17 protein-coding genes are annotated in these 25,662 nt (G+C 35.0%); 11 read left to right on the top strand and 6 right to left on the bottom strand.

Translation table 11 applies throughout. The features are described 5' to 3' along the window. Window positions 1-123 precede the first annotated feature (123 nt). The 6 genes from ACFX5E_RS12895 to ACFX5E_RS12870 all read left to right on the top strand — a co-directional run bounded on the left by ACFX5E_RS12895 (window position 124) and on the right by ACFX5E_RS12870 (window position 7,670). Complete coding sequence (locus ACFX5E_RS12895) at window positions 124-678, top strand: AAA family ATPase (protein WP_379855567.1); 555 nt, start codon at window positions 124-126, stop codon at window positions 676-678. 61 nt (window positions 679-739) lie between these two features. Then, a complete protein-coding gene (locus ACFX5E_RS12890; protein ID WP_379855566.1) occupies window positions 740-2,002 on the top strand; it encodes an efflux RND transporter permease subunit in 1,263 nt (420 codons plus the stop codon). Window positions 2,003-2,027: 25 nt separating this feature from the next. Then, entirely contained in the window at window positions 2,028-3,923 is a 1,896-nt protein-coding gene (locus ACFX5E_RS12885; RefSeq protein WP_379855565.1) for an efflux RND transporter permease subunit, read from the top strand. A 34-nt stretch (window positions 3,924-3,957) separates the two neighbouring features. Beyond that, entirely contained in the window at window positions 3,958-5,214 is a 1,257-nt protein-coding gene (locus ACFX5E_RS12880; protein WP_379855564.1) for a TolC family protein, read from the top strand. A gap of 2 nt (window positions 5,215-5,216) precedes the next feature. After that, entirely contained in the window at window positions 5,217-6,452 is a 1,236-nt protein-coding gene (locus tag ACFX5E_RS12875) for a heavy metal-binding domain-containing protein (RefSeq protein WP_379855563.1), read from the top strand. A gap of 3 nt (window positions 6,453-6,455) precedes the next feature. After that, window positions 6,456-7,670 carry an efflux RND transporter periplasmic adaptor subunit gene (locus tag ACFX5E_RS12870; protein WP_379855562.1) on the top strand — a complete coding sequence of 405 codons (1,215 nt, stop codon included), beginning with the start codon at window positions 6,456-6,458 and terminating at the stop codon, window positions 7,668-7,670. A gap of 248 nt (window positions 7,671-7,918) precedes the next feature. Here ACFX5E_RS12870 and ACFX5E_RS12865 read toward each other — a convergent pair whose 3' ends face one another. The 4 genes from ACFX5E_RS12865 to dinB form a co-directional block, all read right to left on the bottom strand. Beyond that, window positions 7,919-8,086 (bottom strand): hypothetical protein, encoded by a 168-nt coding sequence (locus tag ACFX5E_RS12865; protein ID WP_379855561.1) that lies wholly within the window; start codon window positions 8,084-8,086, stop codon window positions 7,919-7,921. 141 nt (window positions 8,087-8,227) lie between these two features. Further along, complete coding sequence (locus ACFX5E_RS12860; RefSeq protein ID WP_379855560.1) at window positions 8,228-9,610, bottom strand: exonuclease domain-containing protein; 1,383 nt, start codon at window positions 9,608-9,610, stop codon at window positions 8,228-8,230. A 40-nt stretch (window positions 9,611-9,650) separates the two neighbouring features. After that, window positions 9,651-12,704 carry a DNA polymerase III subunit alpha gene (locus tag ACFX5E_RS12855; protein WP_379855559.1) on the bottom strand — a complete coding sequence of 1,018 codons (3,054 nt, stop codon included), beginning with the start codon at window positions 12,702-12,704 and terminating at the stop codon, window positions 9,651-9,653. 22 nt (window positions 12,705-12,726) lie between these two features. Continuing rightward, window positions 12,727-13,908, bottom strand: coding sequence for a DNA polymerase IV (dinB, locus tag ACFX5E_RS12850; protein ID WP_379855558.1), 1,182 nt, complete (start codon window positions 13,906-13,908; stop codon window positions 12,727-12,729). 85 nt (window positions 13,909-13,993) lie between these two features. Here dinB and ACFX5E_RS12845 point away from each other — a divergent pair, with 85 nt between their 5' ends. The 3 genes from ACFX5E_RS12845 (at window position 13,994) to ACFX5E_RS12835 (ending at window position 16,442) form a co-directional block, all read left to right on the top strand. After that, window positions 13,994-14,764: an XRE family transcriptional regulator gene (locus tag ACFX5E_RS12845; protein WP_379855557.1), complete on the top strand. Its 771-nt coding sequence runs from the start codon at window positions 13,994-13,996 to the stop codon at window positions 14,762-14,764. 572 nt (window positions 14,765-15,336) lie between these two features. Continuing rightward, the gene (locus ACFX5E_RS12840) at window positions 15,337-15,852 is read left to right on the top strand and encodes a hypothetical protein (RefSeq protein WP_379855556.1); all 516 of its coding nucleotides are present in this window, start codon (window positions 15,337-15,339) and stop codon (window positions 15,850-15,852) included. Window positions 15,853-15,881: 29 nt separating this feature from the next. After that, on the top strand, window positions 15,882-16,442 hold the full coding sequence (locus ACFX5E_RS12835; RefSeq protein WP_379855555.1) for a DUF6642 family protein: 561 nt from the start codon (window positions 15,882-15,884) through the stop codon (window positions 16,440-16,442). A gap of 510 nt (window positions 16,443-16,952) precedes the next feature. On the opposite strand, the gene ACFX5E_RS12830 is transcribed toward ACFX5E_RS12835, so the two are convergent. Further along, window positions 16,953-18,014: a class I fructose-bisphosphate aldolase gene (locus ACFX5E_RS12830; RefSeq protein ID WP_379855554.1), complete on the bottom strand. Its 1,062-nt coding sequence runs from the start codon at window positions 18,012-18,014 to the stop codon at window positions 16,953-16,955. 44 nt (window positions 18,015-18,058) lie between these two features. Further along, window positions 18,059-19,150, bottom strand: coding sequence for an alkene reductase (locus ACFX5E_RS12825; protein ID WP_379855552.1), 1,092 nt, complete (start codon window positions 19,148-19,150; stop codon window positions 18,059-18,061). Between the two features lie 422 nt (window positions 19,151-19,572). Between ACFX5E_RS12825 and ACFX5E_RS12820 the strand changes: the two genes are divergently transcribed. Both ACFX5E_RS12820 and ACFX5E_RS12815 read left to right on the top strand, forming a co-directional pair. Continuing rightward, entirely contained in the window at window positions 19,573-24,486 is a 4,914-nt protein-coding gene (locus ACFX5E_RS12820; protein ID WP_379855551.1) for a LamG-like jellyroll fold domain-containing protein, read from the top strand. A 401-nt stretch (window positions 24,487-24,887) separates the two neighbouring features. Then, window positions 24,888-25,662 (top strand): IPT/TIG domain-containing protein (locus ACFX5E_RS12815; protein WP_379855550.1); only part of this gene is annotated, 775 nt, incomplete at its 3' end.

Raw genomic sequence — 25,662 nt, 5'->3', positions numbered from 1 at the left:
CGCATTGGCATTTTTTATCTTTTGGAATTGTAGATGGATTGGGTGGAATTTAGACATGGATGGAGTTACAGAGAAATAAAGAAAACAACATTAAGTAATAGACGCGATAATTACAGTATTTAAATGGAAAAAGTAATCATCAACAATCATTCAAGACAAACCAATTGGTACGTCATAACAGGCGGACCAAGTTCTGGGAAGACTACCACTGTCAATATACTTCGAGAACGAGGTTATATTACAACCATGGAGCATGCCCGACATTTTATTGACACACAACGGCTAAAAGGAAAAACTATTGAAGAGGTTAGAAAAAACCAACGGGAATTTCAATTAGGCGTTTTAGACATGCAAATCGAGCAGGAGAATGAAATTGCTCCACACGTCCTTGTTTTTCTTGACCGGGCAATTCCTGATGCACTGGCCTACTATCGTTTTTTAAATCTTTCCATAGATGACAAACTAACGGATGCATTAAGAAATGTTTCATATAAAAAAGTTTTTATAATGGATTCCCTTCCTTTAAAAAATGATTATGCCAGGACTGAAAATGCAGAAGCACAAAAGAAAATTCATGCCCTGATAACAGCCGTTTACGAATCCTTGCCTTTTCCCGTTGTACATGTTCCAGTACTTCCGGCAGAAGATCGGGTAGATTTTATTTTGAAAAATATTTAATGATCAATGTAAATAACAAAACTTGTTTCAAGTGTAAAATTTAGACTAAAAGAAAATAATAATGATAAATTACTTCATAACCTGGGCACTTAAAAACCGCATTATCGTTTTGCTCATTGCAGCAGCAGTTACGGCTTACGGCATTTATGCAGTAAAAAACACGCCAGTTGACGCTATCCCCGATTTGTCAGAGAATCAAGTCATCATTTTCACAGAATGGATGGGACGCAATCCGCAAATCATCGAAGATCAGATTACCTATCCTTTGGTAAGTAATTTACAAGGTATTCCTAAAGTAAAAAACATACGTGCCAACAGTATGTTCGGAATGAGTTTTGTTTTCGTGATTTTTGATGATGATACGGATATTTATTGGGCAAGAACAAGAGTTTTAGAACGATTAAATTATGCCCAACGACTTTTGCCCGAAGGAATCATACCTACACTTGGTCCGGACGGAACAGGATTGGGTCATGTTTATTGGTATACTTTAGATGCTCCCGGTTATGATTTAGGAGAACTTCGTGCTTTGCAGGATTGGTATGTTCGTTTTGCTTTACAGACTGTTGATGGCGTTAGTGAAGTAGCTTCTTTTGGAGGTTTTCAACGACAATACCAAGTGGTAGTTGACCCTAATAAACTGCGTTATCATAACATTCCATTAATGGAGGTTGCTGGAAAAATTAAAGCAAACAATAATGATGTGGGCGGGAGAAAATTTGAGCAATCAGATATTGGATATATCATTAAAGGATCTGGGTATATCAAAAACATAAAAGAAATTGAAAATATTCCGCTTAAAACCATTAACTCAGTTCCTGTTAGAATAAAAGATGTTGCTACTGTTCAAATGGGAGGAGAACTGAGGCTTGGCATTATTGATGAGAATGGTGAAGGAGAAAAAGTAGGAGGAATTGTCGTGATGCGTTATGGAGAAAATGCAAAAGATGTAATAGGAAGAATTAAGGAAAAATTACCGGATATCGAAAAAGGCTTGCCTCCCGGAGTGAAATTTAAAACGGCTTATGACCGCGCCAACCTCATCGATGCGACCATAAGCACATTGAAGGAAGCGGTAATAGGAGAAATTATAGTGGTTGCCATCGTTCTGTTCATCTTTCTGCTTCATGTAAGAAGTGCATTGATAGTCGTAATTACAATTCCAATATCTGTTCTTATTTCATTTATTATGATGAGTTGGTTTGACATCACCTCAAATATAATGTCCCTTGCAGGAGTTGCTCTTGCCGTTGGTGATTTAGTGGATGCCGGAATTGTGATGGTGGAAAACGCTATGAAATCAATAAGTGGAGAAGAAGATTAATTTTTTTAAAGATAAAACAAACCAAATGTTATCAAACGAAGAAAGAGAAAAGAAAATTGAAGCATCATCTAAGCTGATCGGGAAAGCCGTGTTTAATTCCATTCTGATTACATTGGTATCATTCAGTCCTATACTATTCCTTACAGGGCAGGAAAATAAACTATTTTCACCTTTAGTATGGACCAAAACCTTTGCTATGATTGGCTCTGCCTTCGTAGTTGTATTTCTTGTTCCGGTGCTGATGACCATGTTTCTAAAGGGAGATGTGCGCCCTGAAAGTAAACATCCGGTATCCCGTTTTTTCCTTTGGATGTATAACCCGATAATCCGTTGGTGTTTGAAATGGAAAAGAACAACTCTCGCATTAAGTATGGCATTAGTATTGGGGAGCATTCCTCTGGTACTCAGTCTTGGAACTGAATTTATGCCACCGTTAGATGAAGGATCACTGCTTTTTATGCCTGTTACCCTACCCGATGTTTCCAATTCCGAAATAAAACGAATCATGCAAGTACAGGATAAATTGATTATGACAGTACCTGAAGTTCAAAATGTTCTTGGAAAAGCCGGAAGGGCAAACACAGCCACAGATAACGCACCGATGAATATGATTGAAAGCATCGTACTATTGAAACCACGATCGGAATGGAGAGAGGGTTTTTCCAAAGATGATATCATTAACGAGTTAAACTCAAAACTACAAATTCCGGGAGTTATAAACGGTTGGACACAACCCATTATCAATCGGATTAACATGTTGTCAACAGGAATCAGAACAGATGTGGGGATTAAATTATATGGACAAAACATTGACACGATCAATAAGTTGGCTCAACAATTTAAAAAAGAATTGGAAGGATTAGATGGTATAAAAGATTTGTATGTGGATCCCATCGTAGGAGGAAAGTACATTGACATAAAAATAAATAAAGAAGAGATTGGCAGATATGGTCTTTCCGTAGATGATGTAAACATGTTTATCGAAACAGCCATTGGAGGAATGAATGTTACCACTACAATCGAAGGCCGCCAGCGGTTTTCTGTCAATGTGCGTTTTGCTCAGGATGCCCGTGATGAAATCAATAAGTTGAAAATTTTGCCATTACAAACCATGGAATATGGTTCCATACCGCTTTCTGCCGTTGCTGATATCAGTATTACCGAAGGGCCTCCCATGATAAGTTCAGAAAATGCGATGTTAAGAGGAACGCTGCTGTTTAATGTTCGCGAAAGGGATTTAGGAAGTACTGTAAATGATGCCAAAAAGAAACTCGAAGGAGCGATTAAAAAATTGCCAAAGGGGTATTTTTTAAGTTGGAGCGGTCAATATGAAAACCAAGTAAGGGCGCAGGAGCGATTGAAAATGATTATTCCCTTTGTGTTACTCATCATTATGGCTATCCTTTATTTTACATTCCATACTTTCAGGGAAGTACTGATAGTTCTTTCAGCCATTCCCGTTGCCTTGGTTGGTGGAGCTTACTCGCTGTATTTCTTCGACGTTAATTTTTCGGTTGCCGTTGCCGTTGGTTTTATTGCCCTATTTGGAGTTGCAGTAGAAACAGGGATATTAATGCTGGTTTACATGAATAATTCAATACATAAAAAGGTAAGTAAGATTACTGCCGAGAATAAATCAATGACAAAACAGGATATCGAAGATGCCATTTATGAGGGTGCTGCTTTAAGGTTAAGACCAAAGCTGATGACCGTTATGGTTGATATTATTGGCTTAATGCCTGTTTTATTAGCCACAGGAACGGGTAGTGATGTAATGAAACCAATTACAATTCCATTTGTTTTTGGACTAATAACCTCAACTTTGTTTGTGCTGATTGTATTGCCTGTATTGTATGCCTTAGTTAGAGAATACGAATTAAAAAAACACGGTAAACTAATAGTAAAGGAGTTTGAGGATTAATTCGAAAAAAAACAATAAATAAAAGATAGTTGAAATGAAGATAAAGAGTCAATATTATTTCGTTTTAGGTTTGATTTTAAGCTGTAGTACTGTTAAGGCACAAACACTTTCGTTGGATGAAGTTTTGACCAATATCAAAACAAATAATCCACAATTGAAAATGTATGATGCCGATATACAGAGTATGGATGCAGCGGCAAAAGGAGCCAAAAGTTGGATGGCACCACAAGTCAGTACGGGATTTTTTATGACCCCTTACAATACCCAAATGTGGAAGGCAGATGAAATGAGCCCCGGGATGGGGAATTACATGATTGGTGTTACACAAATGATTCCGAATGCTTCCAAACTAAAAGCCGATTTTAATTATATGAATACGATGTCTTCGGTCGAAGCCGAAAACAAAAATTACACCAGTAATCAATTAAATGCTATTGCAAAAACGAATTATTATCAATGGCTGATATTAAATAAAAAAGTAAAAATTGCAAAGGATAATTTATTGCTTTTAGAATATATGATTAAAAGTATGGAAATACGATACCAGTACAATATGGATAAACTGCCAACGTATTATAAAGCAAAATCGCAATACAGCATATTAGAGAATATGATAGTAATGTTACAAAATGACATCGCTCAAAAACGAATTATGCTCAATACGTTGATGGCAAGAGATAAAAACACCGCTTTTGAAATAGATCCTATTTATAAATTAAATGATTATGACATCGTAAAATCAGACTCCACAGCACTTTCTCAAAATCGAAGCGATGTTAAGGCTATTGAAAAAACAATTTATTTAAATCAATTGAAAATAAAAGCCGAAAAGACAAAATTATTACCTGAGTTTGGTGTCAAGTACGACCACATGTTTGCTTTTGGTGAAGACCCAAACCAATTTACATTGATGCTTATGGTTAATATTCCTTTTGCACCATGGTCAGCGAAAATGAATAAAGCCAACATCAATAGTTTTCAAATAAAAAACGAAAGTCTGAACTTTCAAAAACAGATGATTCTGAATGAAGCTTCAGGGATGATTTCAGGGATGAATATAGAACTGTCAAACTTAAAAAAACAGTATGACATTACTGAAAAAAAAATCATTCCAGCATTAAGAAGAAACTACGATACCAGCATTATAGCATGGCAAAACAACACCGGAGATTTATTCGTTGTTCTTGACGCTTGGGAAGCATTCAACATGGCGCAAATGGATAGTTTAGATAAATTGCAAGCCATTCTGAATACACAAGTAGAAATTGAAAAACAACTGGAAACCAAATAACTATGAATCGGTACTTAAAATATAGTTTAATCGTTATAGTGATTTCCATTATTGGATTTGCAATCTATTACTTCGCAATAAGGTCAAATGAACCCATAAACAATCAGCATCAAAAAGAACTATATACTTGTTCGATGCACCCACAAATCATTCGGGACAAACCAGGAAACTGCCCTATTTGCGGAATGACTTTAGTAAAAAAACAAAGCTCGAAAAGTACTTCAATCGAGAATCTTTTAAAGCGTACCGATAACTTTATAGTGGGTAATTATAAAACCATCACACCAAAAGATACCATTATAAACAGCGAAATAAATTTGCCTGGAATTGTAGCATACGACCCCAATTCCTCCGTAAATATTGCGGCAAGAATGAGTGGCAGAATAGAAAGAATGTATGTCAATTATAAATACCAAAAGGTAACTAAAGGGCAAAAACTTTTTGACATATACAGTCCTGAATTACTCACCGAACAGCAAAACTTCATCTATTTAATCACCAATGATAAAGAGAATCAATCAATCATTAAAGCATCAAAGCAAAAATTACTGCTCTACGGAATGACGCTTAATCAAATAAATGCATTGGCTTCCGCCAAAAAAGCAAATCCGGTAATTTCGATATACAGTCCCGCTTCCGGAATTATTCAGGGAACGGAAAGCATGACCCAAAGTAAAGAGGGCAGCATGCAAAACTCTAATATAACTACTGAAGCTTTAACCATTAAAGAAGGAGATTACATTAAAAAAAATGAAGTCGTTTTTAAATTAGTAAATACCGATAAAGTTTGGGGTGTTTTTAATGTCTTACAAGGGTATAACAGTTTAATTAAAATAAACCAGCCTATCCTTATTTCGTCAGAATTTAACGAAAATGAACCTATAAGGGCTAAAGTAAATTTTATTGAAACACAATTCAACCAAACGGACAGAACCAATAGAATTAGAGTTTATTTAAATAACAGTTCGCTAAAGTTACCCATTGGTTTACGATTACAAGGCGTGGTGAAAACAAATCCGACAAAAGGGATTTGGCTGGAAAAAGAAGCTTTGGTAACCATTGGAAATAAAAAAATAGTTTTCATAAAAATGGATAATGGTTTTAAAGCAAAAGAGATAAAAACAGGAATGGAGATCAATGATTTTATCCAGATAATAGACGGTATTTCGGTTGAAGATACAATTGCTAAAAATGCACAATATTTAATTGACAGCGAAAGTTTTATTAAAACAGACTAAAACATGAAAGCATTAAAAAACATTAGTATCTTATTTATACTATTTACAATAGTAATGGCTTGTAATACTAAAAACAAAGAAGACCGTAGCAAACATCCTGCAAAAGAAAGTGTTTACTATACTTGCGCTATGGATCCGCAGATAAGGGAAAGCAAACCGGGAAAATGTCCTATTTGTCACATGACCTTAACACCAGTAAAAAACGATGAATCAGCAGCTAACGAAATAGCATTGAGTGACCAGCAAATAAAATTGGGTAACATCACTATGCAAACGATAACAGAATCAGGAAATAGTTTAGAAGAAACCTATACGGGTGTTTTAACGATCAACCAGGAAAAAATTAAAACCATATCCTCCCGGGCGATGGGACGTATCGAAAAGCTGTATTTCAAAACCACAGGGGATTATATTAGTAAAAACGTAGCGGTTTATCAATTATACAGCGAAGATATTGCGATAGCCAAGCAAGATTATTTCACAGCCTATAAACAGCTTGCAATGCCAGGAGATTTTGGAAAAAATGCTAAAACGATGCTAAATGCAGCCAAACAGAAACTATTGTTCTTTGGTTTGTCCAACACCCAAATTGAAAGTATAAAAAAGAGCAATGAAATTTCTCCCTACACTACTTTCTACAGCACATCCAGTGGGTATGTTACGGAAATAATAGCCACAGAAGGCAGCTATATCATGGAAGGGTTGGCAATACTTAAATTAGCGGATTTAAATACTCTCTGGCTTGAAGCACAAGTGAATGTAAACTATGCAAAAAGCTTAAAAATTGGACAAAATGCAAAAATTTCATTTACGGATTATCCCGATAAAACAATAAATGCCACAGTTTCATTTATTAACCCGGAAATAAACCCAGATAGCAGATTGCTTTTAATCCGTATGGAAGTCCCAAATCCAAACTTACTGTTAAAACCCGGTATGCAGGCAATGGCAAAATTAACACAACCTAATGTGAAAGGATTATTCCTTCCAACGGATGCTGTTATAAGAGAAGAAAACGCCTCTTATATATGGATTGAAAAAAGACATGGCGTATTTGAAAACGTTATGGTAGAAACGGGAATGGAAACCAATGGCATGATAGAAATTAAATCAGAAATAGATCCTGCCAAAAAAGTGGTCATTACGGGTGCTTATGCAATAAATAGCGAATACAAATTCCGTAAAGGAACCAATCCTATGGAGGGACACGATATGTAATATTCAAAAAAAATTAATCTCAATTGGGTTCTGTGGCATCAACCAATCTAATTATATCATCCTATATTGGACAGTACCTTATCATATGCAAACACTAGGCTGTTAGCTGTATCGAAATTTTATATGTTATAGTATCTAAATATTAATATAGTGGAGTGAGAAAAACACCAATAAAAAGTAAATATCAGAATTCATAAAAATTTAAATAACTAGTAATCATACACATATATAATTAAAAAAGAATAATTTTAATTTTCATAACCCTGAGGTCCCGAGTTCAAATCTCGGTCTCGATACACACAAACCATTAAAATCCAGTTGTTTAATGGTTTTTTATTGGGATTGTATTTTGAAAATATAGACTTTAAAGCACTCAAGTGAGGAATGGAGTGAGGAACGGGAGTGAGGAATTTCATAAATCGTGATACAAATTTTAATAAACATCAAACAGAAAAGTATAAATGAAATATAATTTTTCATTTTAATAATTTGAACTTTAGCCAAATATTTTAATTTCCAAACTATCAAATTTAAAAATCTAAAAAATCCTATTTAATCTACTCGTCATATTGTTTTTGAATTGTAAAAATCTTCCGGGGATTATTATCTACATATTTGTAAATTAACCCCATAATATATTGATTGCTTTTGTAAAGTGTAACATAATCCTTTATTTCTGAAGGATCGGTGATTGCAATATCAGAAGTAATGTACCCCATCCCGTAAAAGTGGCCATTTTCTACCCAAATGCAACTGCGTTCATCTGTAGTTCTACCTTTATCAATAATGGCAAAACTGGTCCTGCTACTCAGTAAAGATTTGATCGCATTTTCGACTTTTTCATTATGAATTTCTACATCAGGCAAATTAACAAAATCACATGCCTGTATATTTGTTTTATTTTCTGTCGTGCAATAGTGACAAAATCTAGAATCCAAGTCAAACTGTTGCGCCAAACTCTGTAATACATTTATACCTTCATGTTTTTGACTGAAATGTTCAATAGAAGATTGAAACTTAGTTAGTTTTCCAATTGCTAAATATTTATATCCATTTCTTGCTTCATATTGGTAAAGACCATATTTAGGCTCAAAGCGTTTGAGTGCACGATTGTATGCTGGCCTTAGTTTTTTGATTTCTGTACATTCCAATACTAGTGCCATTAATTCAGTAGCACAAATTTCAAATGAAATACTGTGAATCTCGCGTAAAAAATTTTGTCTTTGTGAACTTATATTATTGCCCGTGAAATGAGAGGCTACTCGCTTTTTAATATTAATCGCTTTTCCAACATAAATAACCGTTTTCACTGCATTATAAAAATAATATACACCTGATTTTTCAGGTAATTTAAGAAAATCATCCGGGGGCAAATTCGGGGGCAAACGTTGATCTTGTGCCGTTTTTTTGATCATTTTATCAATTATACCCTCTTGATCACATGCTAATAATCTAGAAAACAATATAGCAGTTGCATCTGCATCACCTCCAGCACGATGTCTATTCTCTAGCGGAATATCCAATGATTTACATAATCTTCCCAGACTATAAGACGCAATACCCGGAATAATTTTTCTTGTAGCTCGAACGGTACATAATTTTTTTGCCGTCCATTTAAACCCCGCTTCATTTAATTGATGGTGAACAAAGGAGTAATCGAAATTAACATTGTGCGCTACAAAGACACGATCAGTCAGCAACTGAAGTACTCTCTCTGAAATATCATCAAAAATAGGCGCATCTTTTACTAACTCATTATTAATGCCTGTTAATGCAAATATGGGCAAAGGAATGTCTTTTTGTGGATTAACAAGGGTTTCGTATCGTTCAATAACTTCCTCACCATTATGTATGACTATTGCAATTTCAGTAATTCGACTTCCACGAGCATTTCCACCAGTGGTTTCGATATCTACTATGGCATATTCCATCTTTTTCATTGTTGTTTATTTTTAAATAAATCTCTTTCGCTTTTGCACTTTACAGACTCATTCTGTGTCTAGGTAGATTAATTTCATGTTCTTGTGGATAAGGTGCTCTCTGAGTGCTACTGACATCTTCCTTAATTTGTTGTTGTGTTTTATATTGATCCTTGGTGTCCATGTAACGAGGATCAGGAACAAAGGGCATTTTAGCCATTTTTAGTATTGTAATTGTTGGAAAATGATAATCAACTTCTACTACCCCCAGTAACAGATAACATCCTCCACCCAGAAAAGGATATTGAAGCAGATTATCTGGAAAATGTACTGTATCAAAATATGTGCCTTGATTATCAATCCATGTACCGAAATACATAGTCCCTCGTTTTGTGGGAACTTGTTTTCTTGAAATAAGATAAGCCAACATCTTAACTTGTTTTTTGCGATGAATTAGTAAATTTTTGGCCATTACATCCCCTCGATATTTCGTTTGAAGTAAGTCAAAAACTGTACACGAAACCGGAAAGCTTAATAGTTCAATTTCATCAAAAGCATCTTCATAAATAGAACGTTCTAAATTGGGAAGTTTAAACTCCTTTACCGGCTCTTGCAGCAACATCAGATTCTTATTCTCAGGTTTTAAGTTGTTAAGCAACAAACTTGCGGTGACTAATAGTTGGTTTTTATTTTTTCCTGTAAAACTAAATGCTCCTATGAAAATCAATATTTTAATACTTTCTAAACCCATTGGAATGCGATTAATGAAATCTTCTAAAGATAAAAAGTCTCCATTTTTCTCTCGATCTGATTCAATAAACAAAGCCATTTTACTATCCAAACTAAGTACATGCATGAAACCAAGATACACATCCGTTCCATATACATTGGTTTCATAATTGCTTTTATTAACACATGGATTATGGATCGTAGCACCAGCCATTCTGGCTTCATGAACATAAACCTCTGTTCTGTAAAATCCGCCTTGATTGTTGATTACTGCAACCATAAATTCTATGGGATGATATACTTTCAAATATAAACTTTGATAACTTTCTACTGCATAAGATGCAGAGTGTGCTTTACAAAAAGAATACCCTGCAAAGGATTCTATTTGACGATAAATTTCTTCGCTCAATGCAGCAGGGTGACCGTTTTGAGCACATGAAATAAAAAAATCATCTTTTACTTTTTTCAGTGCTTCCAGTGATCGTCCTTTTCCGGACATAGCACGTCTCAATATATCTCCGTCGGCTGCTGGTAATCCACCATAATGCAATGCTATTTTGATGACATCTTCCTGATACACCATAATGCCATACGTTTCACCTAACTGCTCTTTAAAAACGTCATGAAAGTATTCAAACTGGGTGGGATTGTTATGGCGAAAAATATATTCCTTCATCATTCCCGATTTTGCCACACCGGGACGAATAATGGAAGAAGCAGCAACCAAAGTTTTATAATTATCGCATTTGAGTCTTCGCAACAATCCTCTCATTGCAGGACTTTCAATATAAAAACAGCCAATAGTGTTTCCCTGCGATAAATGACTATTGGCTACTTTTTCGTTTTTAGATATCGAAGTATCTCTGATATTTACCCGAATCCCTTTATTTTTCTCAATAAGTTTGACACTATCATCAATGTGACCTATACCCCTTTGACTTAAAATATCGAATTTTTCAAAACCAATATCTTCTGCTACATGCATATCAAAAAGGACAATTGGAAAACCTTTGGGTGGCATTTCCAGTGGTGTGTAATTCGTTATGGGTTCTTCAGAAATCAAAATACCACAAGAATGCATACTCCGTTGATTGGGATATTTTTCTAACATCATGCCGTAATTTTGAACAAATGTCACAATACTATTCTTTTCATGAAGTTTCATGGGATTTTTTGCCAGCAAGTCTAATTCTTCTTTCGGAAGTCCGAATACTTTTCCAACTTCCCTAAAAATAGATCGGTATTTAAATTCGACATTTGTCCCACAAAAAGCGACATGATCTTTCCCATACCGATTGAAGATATATTCCAAAATAACATCACGTTCTTTCCAACTCCAATCAATATCGAAATCAGGTGGACTTTTTCTGTTTACGTTTAAGAAACGCTCGAAGTATAAATCAAGTTCCAATGGGCATATATCCGTAATTCCAAGACAATAAGCAATTATACTGTTTGCACCACTACCTCGACCAATATGCATAAAGCCCCTGCTGTTACTATACCGAATAATATCCCAGGTTATCAAAAAGTATCCGCTAAATTCTAACTGATCAATAACTTTAAGTTCCTTCGCAATGCGTGCTTTTGCCTGAATGTTATTTTTTCCATATCGCCATAGAAGTCCTTGTTGAGCCAATGAGGTTAATAAAGCGATATCACTCTGGCGATTATTGGTATAAAATTTTTTGTTTTTTGGTGTTTTAAAATCAAATAAAAAATTACATTGATTGATTAATTGTTCCGTGTTGTGAATAATTTCGGGATATTCAGCATAGAATGATAAAAGAGACTCTAAAGGTTGAAAAACTTCAGAAGTTTTACAATAATCCGCATCCGTTAGTTTTGATAAAAGAACATTTGAATCTATTGCTCTTAATATTTTATGAAGATTAAATTCTTTTTTGGTTCTAAAAGTTACGGGTTGCAACACCACCATTTTGTTTATTTTACTTTTAAGTTCTAAAGAAAAAAGTTTGGAAACTTCCTCTGGACGAATACCAATAAATTCATTGTCACGAAGAGTTTCAGGTGCATTTTCTACAGTATAAATAATAAAAACGGAATCGAATTCTGGAGCGTGAATAGGCAATGATTCTTCACTGAAATTATAAGTAGTAAGAAACCGATTCATTTCTGCTAGTCCATCTGCATTTTTAGCTAAGCCTATGTACCGCATTGCATTTTCAGCACGAAATTCGATACCTACCAAAGGTTTGATTCCTTCAGCATCACAGCCTTTTATAAAATCATAAATTCCAGTTACAGTATTGATATCGGTTAATGCCATCGCTTTTACACCACAAGTTACGGCTTGACTAATCAGGTCTACAAGTGGAATAGTGCCGTAACGCAAGGAATGAAAAGAATGACAGTTGAGATACATGAGGCACTTTTTATTTAGGTTTTTATACTTTTCGTTTTAAAATTTCATCTTTGTTATTGGGTTTAAATGATGCTCCCGCACAACGCATGACCGCATCAAAACCATAACGAGATTTAATTTTATCCATGGCAGCATAAAGGGATAACATTTCCTCCGTATCTTCAAAAAGATTAATCTGGTAAGTACCCCTCACAAGCCCACTAAAACGAATTCCAATCAAACGCAGTCTCATGCGTCTCTGATACAATTTATCAAATAGCTCAATAACATTTGTAGTGAGTATATGATCCGCAGAGGTGTAGGCTATTTTACACTGTTTGGTTTCCGTGTCGAAGTTGGCATACCGAATTTTAACTACAATTGTGGAAGTCAACCACTGTTCTGATCGCAATTGAAAAGCGAGTTTTTCGACCATTCCCATCAGTATCGATTTTAATTTGGCTAAATCAATAGTATCTTGAGAAAATGTATGTTCCGTAGAAATTGATTTTCGCTCCGAGTACGGTTCTACCGGATTAGTATCAACACCATTGGCTTTTTTCCAAATATCAATACCGTTTTTCCCAATCATTTGTTGAAGTACTTCTACAGGCATTTCAGAGAGGGTTTGTATGGTCCGTATGCCTATTCTTGATAAAAGTCGAAAAGTAACATCACCAACCATAGGGATTTTTTGTATCGATAAAGGATTTAAAAAGGACTTTACCATGTGCTCCGGTATTTCAAGATTCATTTTCTGTTTTCCTTCTCCCGTACCAATTTTTGAAACTGTTTTGTTAACTGACAAAGCAAAAGTTAAAGGTAATCCGGTTTCTTTTGTTATACTTTTGGCCAGTTCGCTAGTCCATTTGTAACTACCATAAAATTTATCCATACCAGTAATGTCAAGATAAAACTCATCGATACTGGCTTTTTCCACAACAGGTGCTTTTTCCTGAATAATTTCAGTTATCGTATGAGAATACTTGGAATATAATTCCATATCCCCCTTCATCACTTTAGCTTGTGGACAAAGTTTAAGTGCCATATTGATAGGCATCGCAGAACGCACACCAAAACGACGTGCTTCATAGGAACAAGAAGCTACAACGCCACGATCACCACCACCAATAATCAGAGGTATACCTTCCAATTGAGAGTTAGTAATTCTTTCGCAGGATACAAAAAATGTATTCATATCGAGATGTACAATAGCCCTTGTCATTTTCTTTATTTTGTAGGCTACAAAATTAGCACAGATACTAACTTTTTTGCCTATCTTTGTTGTTATAAATTATAACAAAATAGTTATGTCCTTATTTTCAGACAATATCAGAGCTTTAAGAGTTAAGAGTAAAATTTCTCAGGAAAAATTAGCCGAGCATTTGCAAATTACCAGAGGACGGTATGTAAAATACGAGGATGGTACCTCTGAGGCACCGTATGAAATATTGAAAAAAATTGCCTATCATTTTCATATCAGTATTGATTTATTACTGTCTGTGGACATTCGTAAAATAGATTTTCAAGATTTAATTAATTTAGAAAACAATCGAATTATTTTACCTATTCAAATTGAGCCCAATGGAGATAATAGTATTGAAATTGTAACTCAAAAAGTTAAGGCGGGTTATTTGAGTGGATATGCTGATCCAGAATATATTGAGAGTTTACAACAAATTTCATTACCTTTTTTAGGATCAGGTAAACACCGTGGGTTTCCTGTTGAAGGTGATTCGATGCCACCACATGAGGAAGGTTCAATAATTGTGGGACGCTACGTTGAAAATATTGGACAGGTACAAGATGGTAAAACCTATATTCTAATTACTAAAAATCATGGTATGGTTTATAAGCGTTTGAATAAAAACAAAAAAAACGCTTTGGTTTTGGAATCTGATAATAGGTTTTATCCTAATTATGAAGTAAAGTTTTCTGAAATTTTAGAAATCTGGGAATTCCAATGTAATATTGGACGAAATGATAACAAACAGCCACTAACCGAAATTGAAAGTTTAAAAGAAATTCTATTAGAATTAAAAAGAGAAGTTTCAGAAATTAAAGAAAATACTATTAATTAAATTTTAGCATAAATTCAGGTTTAACGATTCAAATCTCAAAAATTTTGAAAATAAAAAAAATATTAAAATAAGTTCTTTAACCTTTATAAATTTTCATTAATTCAGCTTAAAATTTTAATATTAACCGTGCACGAATCCGTACACGATTACTTAATTTTCAAGCTCTGTAACAGTATATAACTCGGTGTTTATTTGGTGAAAATATCAAATTCATAACCCTGAGGTCCCGAGTTAGAATCTCGGTCTCGCTACCAAAGCAAAAACCCTAACATCAATTGTTTAATAGTATTTTTTTGTTTAAAATTTGAAATATTCCGCAGACCTCAACCCTAGTAGTGACGTAAAGGAGTGATGTTTTGCTCCAAATTCTCATATTTCCAACACCATTTCTTCAACAAAAGTTAATAACTATTTATTGTTAAAAGCTAACAAGGAATTTCATTCTTGAGTAATTTTGATATCAGTTATAAAATCCGTGTCCACAAACCTAATAAATCCCGCTTTCTCAGATTTAAAAACCGGACAATGCAAGAAAGTACAAATAAGAGTATAAAACCCTAATAAATAAATAAATGTCCCGCTTAGACGAAACCCGCAACCTACCACTTTTCCAAAAAGCAGAATTGATTTATCAATTAGTAGAAAGCTTAGTAGCTTCGCTTCCTGAAGAGGATGCCTACATACAAGACACAAAACACTTTATGCGTGAGGATGCCATGATTATTTCTGCGAAAATTGCTGGTGCAGAAGGTGGCGATTTGTACAGCATCCGCATGCAAAAAGCGGCAATAATTAGAGAACATGCCATGCATTTGTATGTGCAGGTAGGCAGTTTGCGAATGCATAAAAACTATAAAGAATTAGAATACATCCAACTCATTCGCAAAGAGTTAAACGATTTTAGGCTATTGTTTATAGAATGGGTAGCCCGTTTTGACACCAATAATCATATCTGGGACGATTGGGGATTATTCAATCCTCCAGGGGCTATTCCGCCAAGCGAGCAAGACTTCGATAGTGAAAATGATTTTGACTTCAATGCTTTTTTTGAGGACGATGAAGAGTACTATATTGTACTTACCAAATAAAAACAGATCATCTACATAAACTAAATTTCATGGATTCTGATTCATTTATTTTCTGCCTCGAAGCCGTTTCCGATATAGAAACTGCCACCACTACCGAAGTGGTTAAAAACTTAGAGCAATTGGCCCTTGAGAAAGGTATTGCCAGCATTTATAAAACATGCGATACTATTGAAGGATTAGAAGAAAGTTTAAATGCATTGCTTTACGAGGACCATAATTTTAAGGACTATGAAATAATCTACTTAGTCATGCCAGGAGAAGGAAACAACATATGCATCAATGACTATTACTATAGCTTAGAAGAAATAGCCGAGCTCTTTGAAGGAAAAATGACAGGGAAAATTTTGCATTTTGCCAATGCAAAGGTATTAGACTTAAGCCAGGAAGAGGCCCAATATTTTTTAGACATTACTGGAGCACGTGCCGTTTCAGGTTATGGAGCAACATTTCATAAATTGACCAGCAGTGCCCTAGACAAAGCGTTCTTTAGCTTATTTGAAGAACAAGATAATGTTGTCGAAATTGTAGAAGAATTACATCAAAAACATTATGCTCTTTGTAAACTACTCGATTTTAGATTGTATTATTAAAAATTAATCTTCCTCGCCTGCGCGCGCGTAAGGTCATTAACATTAAGAGATTTTAGATTGAAGATTAACGATTGCAGATTTCTAATTTGGTGTTGGTAAATATGATATTATCAATTTTACGGAATCTATCACATCTGAAATTAAAAATTGTTAATCAGAAATCAGCAATCATTTTATCTGTTTTTCTTAACTTAACCCGCTGGGTGTAATTAGATTTAATTATTAAAAATTACAAATTTTATAGTTAATACTTATTGATTTTATCATTTCGAGGAACGAAAAATCGCATTTTGTGAATTTATCATGTGATTCCTTCCTCCTCTGTCGGAATGACAAAATAACAACTTTTGTTATTTTTAAATAATTGCACCCAATGGGTTAACTTAATGACATTGAAGGCACTCTGCCGAATTTTAAACTTAATTAATAACTATAGGTATTTGCTCTCGCAAATAATCTAACGGCACAAAAAATACTATCATGATTAGCATTATTATCTAAAATCAAGGATTAAGCTATAGAAATTCCTTTAGCCAAGTAAATTTCCTGCACCGCATTTATGAGGGCTAGGCCTTCGCTGAAAGGACGCTGGAAAGCTTTTCGCCCCATAATCATCCCAGCTCCACCTGCCCGTTTGTTAATCACAGCCGTTTTTATGGCTTCGGCCAAATCACTTTCCCCTTTTGACTCTCCTCCTGAATTAATCATACTAATACGTCCAGAATAACAATTCAGTACCTGATAGCGGCATAAATCTATGGGATGATCACTGGCTAATTTAGTGTACATATCCGGATTTGTTTTAGAAAATTTTACAGCCGTAAAACCACCGTTATTGGTTGGTAACTTTTGTTTAATAATATCCGCCTGAATGGAAACACCTAGATAATTGGCTTGACCGGTAATGTCAGCTGCTGTATTGTAATCGAAACCATCTTTTAGAAAAGCATCATTTCTGGAATAGCACCAAAGAATAGTGGCCATACCCAAATTATGTGCCTCTTCAAAAGCCTTTGCGACTTCTATGATTTGCCTGTCCGATTCGGAAGAGCCAAAATAAACGGTCGCTCCTACAGCCACAGCACCCATATTCCAAGCGTCGCGAACACTCGCAAACATGATTTGGTCGTATTTATTAGGATAAGTAAGTAGTTCGTTGTGATTTATTTTTACCACAAATGGAATTTTATGCGCATATTTTCTACACAACATTGCCAATCCGCCCATAGTAGAAGCTACTGCATTACAACCGGCTTCAATGGCTAATTTGACAATGTTTTCAGGATCAAAATAAATGGGATTTGGAGAAAAAGAACTTCCGGCAGTATGCTCAATCCCTTGATCTACCGGCAAAATTGAAATATAACCCGTGCCTGAAAGCCTTCCATGATGGTATAATTGAGTCAAGCTTCGAATCGCTTGCGCATTTCGATTACTTTGCAAAAAATAAGAATCTATATGAGAACTATCAGGCAAATGAATTTGATCTTTCAAGATTGTTTTACAGACATGATTTAACAAAAAGTCTTTTTCATCGCCTAATAAAGCTAACAATTGATTTATATCTTTCACTTTTATTTGAATGGGTTACTAAAAATATAAATAAACTTAATTGCTTAATCCTTTTTATAAAATGGGTAATCCGTATATCCTTTCTCGTCCGCTGTGTAAAACAAATCCATATTGAGTTCCTGAGATAAGGGCCAATTATTTTTGAATCTTTCAACAAGATCGGGATTATTAATAAATGGCCGCCCAAAAGCTACCAAATCCGTAAGTCCACTTTCAATAACTGCTTCGGCAGTTTCTTTATCATAGCCTCCACAAAGGATAATGGTGTTTTTAAAATTGTTTCGAATGAGTTTTTTAATTTCCAAAGGAACCGGAGGGGCTCCCATAGCCGAGTGATCCACAAGATGGATATAGGCAATGTCCAATTTGTTGAGTTCCCTAGACAAGTAATCATAAGTGGCATCAATTTCAGGATAATGAGGCATATCACTGGCCACCCCGTAAGGTGATAAACGAATTCCTGTTTTTTCTTTTCCAATGGCATTTGCAACGGCAGCAACAACTTCAATCACAAAACGGCAACGATTCTCAATACTTCCTCCATAATTATCTTTTCGAAGATTACTTATCGGTGAAAGGAATTCTTCTAGAAGATAACCATTAGCCGAATGTAGTTCAACTCCGTCAAAGCCAGCAAACAAACCATTTTCTGCCGCGGCAACATATTCTGTTCTGGCATGTAAAATTTCTTGTGGAGTCATTTCTTTTGGAACAACAAAATCTTGCAACCCTTTTAAATCGGTCCACATTTGTCCTGCAGCTTTTACAGCAGACGGGGCTAGTATCTGCAAATCTTTATGCATATTCAGCGGATGGCTGATTCTCCCGGAATGCATCAACTGAACTATTATTTTACCTCCGTTTTTATGGACTGCCGTTGTTGTTTTTTTCCATCCTTCCACTTGTTTCTCACTAAACACACCCGGAATCCGGGCATATCCAAGACCATTAGGGGATGGCGATGTTCCTTCCGTTATTATCAATCCGGCACTAGAACGTTGTGTATAATATTCTGCCATCAGTTCGTTAGGAATATTATCAATTGCTCTGCATCTTGTCATTGGTGCCATAACAATTCCGTTTTTCAATGCAATGGAGCCAACTGTTTTTGGTGAGAATAATTCGGATGTCTTCATGTTTTTTTTCTTAAATAGTTAGTATAAAGATATTTAAAATAAATTCAAAAAGGATGATATTTTATAATAAATCGGATAAATCAATACCCTTTTTTGTCAATATTGAAGAACAATAGGATTGTATTCCCCGGCAATTCAGATAAAAATACTTTTCGTTTTTCTGGGAACCAAAACCAAAAAGATTACCCCCTTTCCAATCAAGCTTTTTTTATTTATTGCGTACACTAGAGGAACATTTTATAAAAACAATCTTTGTTTTTTATATAAAATTTTACTTACTAAATAATTTAAAATATGTAGTTCACCGATTATTTATGCTTTTAAACTGTTAAATAAAACAAAAAACATAATTTTAAAGTCACAATACAGCTGCTTTTTTAATCTAATTCATTTTGTAATAAAATATATACCGCAATTAAATTATGAAAAAACTATACTTTAAAAACATAAATTACAAATGGTACTGTTTACTATTTTCAATACTATTCTTTGTTGTAACTACTCAAATGGAGGCTCAGACATTGACATCTCCACAGGTTCCATTTATGCAAAGGACTTCGGCAGCCAATCCAGCCCAAAAGATATATAACGTAAAGGGTGATTTTACATTGTTAGGTAATACCAACTTGAGCCTTTCAACTTATAATGCCACTACTGACAATCAGAATAATGAGATGAGATATGTTGATATTGATGGCGACTCAAACACTTTAAATTCGTCTATGGCTACTCTTGAACTCTCTAATGGAGGCGAGAATGGTGCCAATCAAAATTGTTCTAACATTCTTTATGCCGGACTCTACTGGACCGGTAAATCTGATGATGCAAATGAAACTTTTGTTGCCAATAGAAGAATATCAACAACCCAGACTTGTCCAAATACTGCTTATACGATGACTGTCAGCAGAGGAGGCAGTTCTCCTTATTATCCAATTTATACCTTTTCGGGCTATTCTCACAGCTATGCTTTTACCTTTACAAATGCAACAACGGGTGCATCTATTGTCACTCTTAGTATCGATGGTGGTGCTGCAGTTAACGTTGCCGTTTCATACAATAGTGTTGGAATAGCCACATTTACTATGCCATATACATCAAATGCAAGTTGGGGGCCAATATTTACCATTACAAGTCTAGTACGAAACGTATCTACAAGCTTAACTTTAGGGCAATATCAATCTACCAGTTCTGCTGGCATCGTACTGTCTCCATCAAAAAATTATGATAAAAAGGTAATCTCTTTAAAAGGTCCAGGTTCTTCTGCTTATACTTCAATCACAGCAAAACTTAATGGATCAAATTCAGAAATCAGATTTCCAGGGTCATCTAATAGCGGTATATTTATAGGGTATCAAGATGTCACCGCTTACGTCAAAGCACACGGATCTGGCGCCTATATGGTTGCCGATATCGCTTTGATTGAAGGGAATAATGGATCTGCTGATGCGCAACATCCAGGCTACTCAGGAGGTTGGGGCATGATTGTTATTTATGATAATCCAGCTATGAAAAGTCGTGCCGTCACTCTCTTTGATGGTTATGCTTTTGTAAATGGTCAACTTGCAGGAGGCGGCGAATTTGGAACGATTCCTATTTCAGGATTTACAACTGTTGGATCAGGACAAGTAAATATGAAACTGGGAGTAATGGCAGCTGAAGGAGATGTAGCCTTAACAGGAGATTATTTAGCAGTGCAAAAACTAAATGCGAATCCTTCGAGTTATCCGGGAAGCTATTCAATATTATCTCACCCAAAGAATGCAACAAATAATTTCTTCAATTCTTCTATTTATCCGGTTCCTGCTGCAGGTACGAGTAATCCAATTTCACAAAACAATACAGGTATTGACCTTAGTATGTTTACCATCCCAAATGTGGGAAATACGGTGATAGGTAACAACCAAACTTCTACCACTTTTAGATTTGGCTCCACTTCTGAAGTATATACCATATTTGCTTTTGCCATGTCAGTAGATGCCTATATCCCGGAACCGAAAGGATTAATAAGCGTAACATCTATTAATAATGTTACCAATCCTCCTATTTTAAATGCTTTGCCTGGACAAACAATCAATTTTTCCCTCAATATTACTAATGAAGGTTCTGAAGCTACGAATAACACCATAATTGCGATCCCAATTCCGGCAACCGCAATTTTCAGTACTGGAGCAACTATTGTATATCATACTTACCATGGCTTTACCACGACCAATACTCCCTATTTTGATTCAGCATCAAATAAAATTATTTGGAATTTAGGCACATTACCTATAACGTCTGGTCATCCTGAATATGTTTATGCTGATTTAAGCTTTACCCTGAATGTTACAACAGATTGCGCCATTATATTAAGTGCGGGTTGTAGCCCTGAAGTTTCTTTAGAAACAGGAATCATAACGGGCACAGGTGCTACATCTGGATCTTCCTTTACGAAATATTTTTTTCAGGGGTATGATTCAACCTCTTGTCATTTGCCAATTGATGGCTCGATTAAAGTAGCTATAGATGCAAGTTCCTGCTTATCAAGTATGGCTGGATCTGATCAAATAACTTCTTGTGGAGGAGAATCTGTTACATTGGGGGCATCAACAGGAAAAACTGGAGTATGGTCCATTATTAATGGGCCTGCCGGAGGTGGAGAAATTTTTTCAAATAACACAAGTCCAAGTTCAACATTTTACAGTACTAATCTTGGGGTATATACTTTAAGATGGACTACCAGTTGCTCCACAACAGATGATGTGATTGTCACTTTTACACTATGCAATGTTGTGAATTTTGATGGAATTGATGACCATATCAACTTTAAAAATAACTTTAATTTAAACAACGGTAATTTTAGCGTAGAAGCTTGGGTAAAATCGAATGATGCTAATGGTACTAATCAAACTATTATTTCTAAACGCTTAAGTACGGGTTCAGCTGATGGTTATGATTTAAGATTAGTAAACAATAAAATTTCATTCAATTGGAACAATAATTCTGTAATCGCCACTCATGCAATTGATACTAACAGATGGTATCACATAGGAGTTACTTTTGACGGAACTAACTACAAATTATACATTGACGGATTATTAGAAAAAACCGCTTCAGGCACAAACCCAACATTGAATAGTGTCGATTGTATTTTGGGTGCGATGGCCCAAAACAATACAACTCCCTATAATTATTTTAATGGCTATATTGATGAGGTGCGAATATGGAATGTTTCTTTGACAGTTGATCAAATACGTCAAATGATGAACCAGGAAATCGTAAATGACGGTAGTGGCAATATAAAAGGAGCAATTGTACCCAAAAACGTCAGTGGATTAAGTTTGACTAATTTGGAAGGTTATTTTCAAATGAATCGAACAAGTGATATCCTCAACGGTTATTTAGTAGATAAATCAGGCAACTCCAAAAATGGAAAATTGAAAGGTATTTATGTACAAGAACCAGACACTGCCCCAATACCATATATCTCTGTAGCTAATGGAAGTTGGGAAACAGATGCCACTTGGACTAATTATCCTGTTTGGGATGTACCTAATAGTATTGGCATAGATGGCACAACAAAAATAGATTGGAATATTGTAAAAACGGCACATAATATCACTTCTAATTTCAATAAGACTGTTTTGGGATTAGTAGTGACTAGCAACGTATTAAGTGCGGCAAATAATTCAAAAATTGAAGTTTCCAGTTATCTAAAACTGAATGGCAAAATAGATTTAATAGGCAAATCTCAGTTAATTCAAACTATGGAAAGCGTTTTAGATGTTTCAAGTACTGGATCGATAGAAAGAGACCAACAAGGACAATCCAACAAATACAATTATAATTATTGGAGTTCTCCCGTTAGTCCTATAAATTCAACGGCTAACAACCTTGATTATACTGTTGCCGGTATAATGAAAGACGGAACTACATCAACACCCCAAAACATAAATTGGATTAGTGGCTATGATGGATTGCCTGGCTCCCCTATTAGCTTAGCGAGATACTGGATATATAAATTTGATAATTCTGCCAATGCTTATGCTAACTGGTCACAAATAAATGAAACAAGTGCGCTCAGAGTTGGGCAAGGGTTTACACTAAAAGGAAGTGGAGCGTCATCAGGAACTCAAAACTACACCTTTGTAGGGAAACCAAATAATGGAACAATTGCTTCCAATAGTGTTAGCGCCGATCAACTGCTTTTAACCGGAAATCCATATCCTTCTGCACTGGATGCCAATGCTTTCATAAATGACAATTTGGCTTCTATGGATGGCACATTGTATTTCTGGGAACAGTTTACAACAAACGATACCCATATTCTACGGGATTATCAAGGTGGTTATGCCGAAAGAAATTTAACCGGTGGAGTACCTGCAACAGCAGGAGGAGTGGATTTTATAAGTGGCCAAGGCTCTAGTACTAAAGGTATTCCAAATCAATTTATTCCTGTGGGACAAAGCTTTTTTGTATACGGAAATGTAGGTTCAGGAGGTCCTATTACTTATAAAAATACTCAAAGAGGTTTCCATAAAGAAGATGAGACAGGGGTTTCTAATAGCATGTTTAAATCAACCGTCAAAGACAAGAAAGAGAACATTTTGAACAATAATAATGACATTATAGAAAAGGATACTTACAAAAGAATTCGTTTAGGTTATAATTCCAATAATAATTATCATCGTCAGGTATTGTTAGGATTCATGGAAGAAAAAGCAACTTCAGCTATTGATAATGGTTATGACGGATTTAATTTTGATTACTTTCCTAATGACATGTATTTTTTGAATGATGAGGATCAATTAGTAATTCAAGGGGTTGGCTACTTTGACAAAAATGACTCTTACCCTATTGGAGTCAAAGCGGATACCGAAGGAAAAGTAAAATTCATGATTGATGGACTTGAAAATTTCGACAAAAATGAAAAAATGTTTATTTATGACTCGGAAAATGACACTTATAATGATATCCGAAAAAAACAGTACGAAGTTTTGATTCCAAGCGGTGAAAACAACGATCGTTTTTCATTGTGTTTTAAACAAAAAACCAAAAAAGAAAAAGAAGAAACCAAGGGAGAAAAAGACAAAAAAGAAAACACAAAATCCGATGATATAAAAATCACGCGTCTTCAAGGGAAAAATGTTCTTGAGATTAATAATAAATCAATGGATACAAATCTTCAAAAAGTAACTTTATATAATATGAATGGCCAATCAATTGCCACTTGGGAAATTCAAGACCAATCGCAACAAAATATCGAGCTGCCAATAAAAAATTTAAATCCGGGTGTATATATTGCGAGAATTCAAACCGCAAATGGAGATATTAGCAAAAAAATAATTATCCCTTAATTTTACAAACCAACCTTTATAGAATCAAAAAACTGTCATGAACGACAGTTTTTTTTTGGCCCTTATTCAATGTAAAAAAAATGTCTGAAAATAAATTAATTTTCCTTAAAAAAAAGTATTTCATCGACAGAAAAAATACTTTAATCGAAAATACGTTTTCAAAACACAACAATAACTTTTAAACACTTAACTTTAAGGTAGATAAGCCCAAAATCTATATTTCATATTAAAAAAAATTATGTCGAGAATTAAACTATAAAATTGTTTGTAGCCAATTTCCTTTTTTTTAAAATGAAACAGTACACCTACACTAAATATTATTCTACTTATAAAATCAATCTAGTTTCAACTATGTGAATTTTATAAGAGCATTAACTGTTTGATTCTAAATCGTAGGTGTCATGAAAAAAAAATACTTCTTTATAATTCTATTGTTTCTAAGTAGTCTTTATAGTTTTGGGCAAACAATAACAAGTTTTACTCCAACTAATGCATGTTCAAATTCAGCCACTACGGTAATAATAACAGGAACCAATTTGTCAGGAGCTCTAAGTGTGGATTTTAATGGAACAGCAGCCACAACTGTTACTGTAAATAGTGATACCCAAATTACCGTTATTTTACCCAATGGTGCAGTAACTGGAAAAATTAAGATTACGACCTCATCAAGTAATGGCACAAGCGTTGATGACTTCACTGTAATACCCAATAATACAATTGCTTTATCATCGGCAGCTGGTACAGATGCACAAACCAAATGCATTTCTACTCCTATTACAAATATTACGTATACAACAACCGGTGCTACTGGCGCAACTTTCTCAGGTGTACCTTCAGGTGTAACTGCTAACTGGGCTGCCAATGTGGTAACGATTAGCGGTTCACCATCAACAACTGTTGGTTCGCCATTCAGCTATACAGTAACTACAACAGGCGGTTGTACAACACCTGCGGTAACTGCAACAGGAACTATTACGGTAACACCGAATAATACTATAACTCGTACATCTGCTGTGGGAACCGATGCACAAACAAGATGTATCAATACTGCAATTACCAATATCACCTATTCTACCACTGGTGCAACAGGTACTACTTTTAGTGGGTTGCCAACAGGTGTTACAGGTAACTGGGCTGCCAATGTGGTAACGATTAGCGGTTCACCATCAACAACTG

Source organism: Flavobacterium xylosi (genome assembly GCF_042787345.1).
GTDB classification, from domain to species: Bacteria; Bacteroidota; Bacteroidia; order Flavobacteriales; family Flavobacteriaceae; genus Flavobacterium; species Flavobacterium xylosi.
The sequence above is the reverse complement of the archived record's forward strand: the minus strand, read 5'-3'. Positions and strand labels throughout refer to the sequence as shown.

Coding starts and splice junctions, on each gene's coding strand:
- ACFX5E_RS12855 (WP_379855559.1), bottom strand. CDS start 12,704: ATGTATCTCAACTGTCATTCTTTTCATTCCTTGCGTTACGGCACTATT.
- ACFX5E_RS12825 (WP_379855552.1), bottom strand. CDS start 19,150: ATGAAGACATCCGAATTATTCTCACCAAAAACAGTTGGCTCCATTGCA.
- ACFX5E_RS12870 (WP_379855562.1), top strand. CDS start 6,456: ATGAAAGCATTAAAAAACATTAGTATCTTATTTATACTATTTACAATA.
- ACFX5E_RS12845 (WP_379855557.1), top strand. CDS start 13,994: ATGTCCTTATTTTCAGACAATATCAGAGCTTTAAGAGTTAAGAGTAAA.
- ACFX5E_RS12875 (WP_379855563.1), top strand. CDS start 5,217: ATGAATCGGTACTTAAAATATAGTTTAATCGTTATAGTGATTTCCATT.
- ACFX5E_RS12865 (WP_379855561.1), bottom strand. CDS start 8,086: ATGAAATTCCTCACTCCCGTTCCTCACTCCATTCCTCACTTGAGTGCT.
- ACFX5E_RS12835 (WP_379855555.1), top strand. CDS start 15,882: ATGGATTCTGATTCATTTATTTTCTGCCTCGAAGCCGTTTCCGATATA.
- ACFX5E_RS12885 (WP_379855565.1), top strand. CDS start 2,028: ATGTTATCAAACGAAGAAAGAGAAAAGAAAATTGAAGCATCATCTAAG.
- ACFX5E_RS12880 (WP_379855564.1), top strand. CDS start 3,958: ATGAAGATAAAGAGTCAATATTATTTCGTTTTAGGTTTGATTTTAAGC.
- ACFX5E_RS12820 (WP_379855551.1), top strand. CDS start 19,573: ATGAAAAAACTATACTTTAAAAACATAAATTACAAATGGTACTGTTTA.
- ACFX5E_RS12895 (WP_379855567.1), top strand. CDS start 124: ATGGAAAAAGTAATCATCAACAATCATTCAAGACAAACCAATTGGTAC.
- ACFX5E_RS12840 (WP_379855556.1), top strand. CDS start 15,337: ATGTCCCGCTTAGACGAAACCCGCAACCTACCACTTTTCCAAAAAGCA.
- ACFX5E_RS12860 (WP_379855560.1), bottom strand. CDS start 9,610: ATGAAAAAGATGGAATATGCCATAGTAGATATCGAAACCACTGGTGGA.
- dinB (WP_379855558.1), bottom strand. CDS start 13,908: ATGACAAGGGCTATTGTACATCTCGATATGAATACATTTTTTGTATCC.
- ACFX5E_RS12890 (WP_379855566.1), top strand. CDS start 740: ATGATAAATTACTTCATAACCTGGGCACTTAAAAACCGCATTATCGTT.